Source organism: Rhodopseudomonas sp. (genome assembly GCF_048594845.1).
Classification (GTDB): domain Bacteria; phylum Pseudomonadota; class Alphaproteobacteria; order Rhizobiales; family Xanthobacteraceae; genus Rhodopseudomonas.
Genome location: NZ_JBMDXE010000133.1, coordinates 1 through 3077 on the forward strand (window position 1 = coordinate 1; position 3077 = coordinate 3077).

The 3077-nt window shown below is 66.0% G+C and carries 5 protein-coding genes; 1 reads left to right on the top strand and 4 read right to left on the bottom strand.

Going from position 1 to position 3077, the window contains the following annotated elements; genetic code table 11:
* Nucleotides 1-497: carboxyl transferase domain-containing protein (locus ACOJTD_RS08005; protein ID WP_420132388.1), on the bottom strand; the 497-nt coding region annotated here is incomplete at its 3' end.
* A 288-nt stretch (nucleotides 498-785) separates the two neighbouring features.
* Between ACOJTD_RS08005 and ACOJTD_RS08010 the strand changes: the two genes are divergently transcribed.
* Nucleotides 786-1217, top strand: coding sequence for a DUF4260 domain-containing protein (locus tag ACOJTD_RS08010; RefSeq protein WP_420132389.1), 432 nt, complete (start codon nucleotides 786-788; stop codon nucleotides 1215-1217).
* A gap of 4 nt (nucleotides 1218-1221) precedes the next feature.
* On the opposite strand, the gene ACOJTD_RS08015 is transcribed toward ACOJTD_RS08010, so the two are convergent.
* The 3 genes from ACOJTD_RS08015 to ACOJTD_RS08025 all read right to left on the bottom strand — a co-directional run.
* Complete coding sequence (locus tag ACOJTD_RS08015; protein WP_420132390.1) at nucleotides 1222-2049, bottom strand: penicillin-binding transpeptidase domain-containing protein; 828 nt, start codon at nucleotides 2047-2049, stop codon at nucleotides 1222-1224.
* A gap of 174 nt (nucleotides 2050-2223) precedes the next feature.
* On the bottom strand, nucleotides 2224-2493 hold the full coding sequence (locus tag ACOJTD_RS08020; protein WP_420132391.1) for an EscU/YscU/HrcU family type III secretion system export apparatus switch protein: 270 nt from the start codon (nucleotides 2491-2493) through the stop codon (nucleotides 2224-2226).
* Nucleotides 2490-3077 (bottom strand): flagellar hook-length control protein FliK (locus ACOJTD_RS08025; protein WP_420132392.1); only part of this gene is annotated, 588 nt, incomplete at its 5' end. The genes ACOJTD_RS08020 and ACOJTD_RS08025, both read right to left, overlap by 4 nt.

The window sequence follows — 3077 nt, forward strand, 5'->3', positions numbered from 1 at the left end:
GGGCCCATGATGACGCTGATCTGCGGGATCACGCCGGAGGCTTGTACCACGCGACGGAATACGTAGGAGTAACCGGCGAGCGCCGCGACGCCCTCCTGGATGCGCGCGCCGCCGGCATCGTACAGGCCGATGATCGGAGCACGCGCCTTCAGCGCCATGTCCTGGATCTTGGTGATCTTCGCCGCGTGGGTCTCGGACAGCGAGCCGCCGAACACGGTGAAATCCTTGGCGAACACGAACACCTTGCGGCCGTTGACGGTGCCCCAGCCGGTGACAACACCGTCTCCCGGAATTTTGGTCTTTTCCATTCCGAATTCGGTCGAGCGATGCTGGACGAACATGTCCATTTCCTCGAACGAATGCTTGTCGAGCAGCAGATCGATGCGCTCCCGCGCGGTGAGACGGCCGCGCGCGTGCTGCGCGTCGATGCGCTTCTCGCCGCCGCCGAGTTTGGCCGCTGCCCGGCGTTCGTCGAGTGCTTCCAGGATATGTTTCATGAGATTCAGCCGCGCTTCTTGATGTCGTTGTCCTGCCGCAAGGCGTTACCGGACTTGTGCCCCCGGATCGCCTCGATAATCAAGGCCTTCTAGCACGGTTTCCGAGCAGGGAAACTGCCTTGGCACAGCCGGCGAATAGCCCTTTCGGCGCGTTCCCCGAGAGAGCCGAGACCGGTTTGCAGATCCGCCGCCCTCGCCGCCTCCAAAACTGCATCGGATGAATGCGAAAGCGCGATGGCGCGGCGCCGCAAACCGACCTATACCGCGAACCCCTTTCAGGAGGCCCCCATGACCGAGCCCAGCAGCCACCCCAGCAATCCCGGTGCAGTGACCGGCGGCATGACGTCGCTGCTGCGGGCAGAAGGCGCGGCGCTGTTCCTCGGCACCACGCTGTTCTACCTGATTTCGGACTCGCCCTGGGAGTTGTACGCGATCCTGTTCTTCGCGCCCGATCTCGGCTTCCTTGGATATCTGGCCGGACCGCGGGTCGGCGCGTTGGTGTACAACGCACTGCACACCACCCTCGCGCCGCTGCTGCTGGCCGTCGGCGGGCTCGTGATCCTGTGGCCGATGGCCGGCACGATCGCGCTGATCTGGCTTGCGCATATCGGCTTCGACCGCATGCTCGGCTACGGGCTGAAATACGGCACGAGCTTCCATGACACCCATCTAGGCCGGATCGGCAAGCGCAAGCCGGTCGCTGCGCCGACGACGACCTGAGCGGTCACACCGCGCCGATGTCGCCGAGAAGCTGCTGCGCCAGCGTCGCACGGCCGGCGACGTGGCTTGGGTCGCGGACGTCGAGGTTGAGCGCGAACACCGTCTGCTGATCACCCTTCTCGGCCCAGCCGACCAGCCAGCCGAGTGACGGCTGCCCCTGCTTGCCGAGTAGCAATCCGGTCTTGGCCCGGATCGTCGCCTCGCTGGCCTTGGTGACCGGGAGAATGTCGGCGACCAGATCCTGGCTGCGCTTGGAAATCGGCAGCGCGCGACGCCGCAGCCGGTCGAGGAAATCGATCTGCTGAATGCAGTCGATCTTCAGATCGCCGCCGACCCAGAAATGATCGATGCCGCCACCGATATTGCGATTGCCGTAGTCGAACAGGTCGACATACTTCTGCATCCGCTCCGGCCCGATCCGCCGCGCGATCTCCTGATACACCGGCAGCGCCGACACCGCGATCGCGCTGCGTAGCGTGTGATCGCGATTCCACGCCTCGTTGCTGTGGCGGACGCCGTCCCACTTGAACACATCCTTGTCCGGATCGCTGACGACGCCGGTCTCGAGCGCGATCAGCGAATTCGGAATCTTGAAGGTCGACGCCGGCGAGAACGCGTCGCCCGACCGCTTGGCGTCGCTGGCGACGATCAAGTAATCGTCGGTCTTGTAGCCGACGAACGTGCCCTCGGTGCCAACATCAGCGAAACGCTTGGCCAGGCTGGTGCGGATTTCGCTGCGCGGCGGCGCCACTTCGGCGAAGGCCCGGGCGGGGATCAGCGCCGGGATCGAAGCTGCGGCACAGAGGCCGAGGGCGGTGCGGCGGGTGAGCAAGACGACATCCTCGCAATCAGCAAAGCGCGGACGATGCGCGGGGCTCGTGGTGAAAGGATGGCGGCTAAGTACATAGGCCCCTCGTCATTGCGAGCGCAGCGAAGCAATCCAGAGCCAGGTTAACGACGCTGGATTGCTTCGTCGCTGCGCTCCTCGCAATGACGGAGCGAGAGGCTATCGCCCCGTCCTGCCCGACAGCTTCAGCACGAACACCAGCACTTCGGCGACGGCCTTGTACAGCTCCTCGGGAATCTCGTCGCCGAGTTCGACATGTGACAGCGCGCCGGCCAAAACTTCGTTCTCCTCGATCGGGACGTTGTTCTGCTTAGCGACCTCGATGATCTTGGCGCCGATCGCGCCCTTGCCCTTGGCGACGACGCGCGGCGCGCCGCCGTGGTCGTAGTGCAGCGCGACGGCGATCGGATTTTTGACGTCGATGGTCACAGTGCGCGATCCAGGAAATGCCCGGCGGAAGCCGGCGGCGGCGCGCTCGGCGCGCCTTCGCGAATGATGATATCACCGGGGTTGAGGTCGGCGCGGCTGAGTGCGGCAGTGAGTTGGGCGGCGCCGGCGCGGAGCTGCGCAGCGGTGGACGGCCGCTCCGCCCACATCTTCACCGAGGTCTTCTCCCCCTGCAACGAGATGAGTGCATGAACCGGACCCGCCGGTTCGACGTCGAGCGAGAACCGCGCGCGCCAGACACGGTTCGACGCGGTGCCGGTCTGCGCGTCGTCGCCGTCGCGCGAGATTTCGAACTGCGCCACTGCGGTGCCCTGCGGCGTCGTGAACGGGATCTCGAAACTCCAGCGTGGCTGCAGCGCATCGAGCCGCGCCGACGCGCCGTCGGTCCGGTCCGGCAACGAGGCGACCTGCAACAACGTTTGCCGCGCCAGCGAGCCCTCCGTTTCGGTGAGGACGCGGCGCAGCGCTGCGTCGAGCGGCGTATGCGGCTCCAGGCTTGCCGGCATCACCGGCTGCGCCGCCGGCAACGCTCCACCGATCGGCGGCGGCGGCGTGTGGGTGCGCGC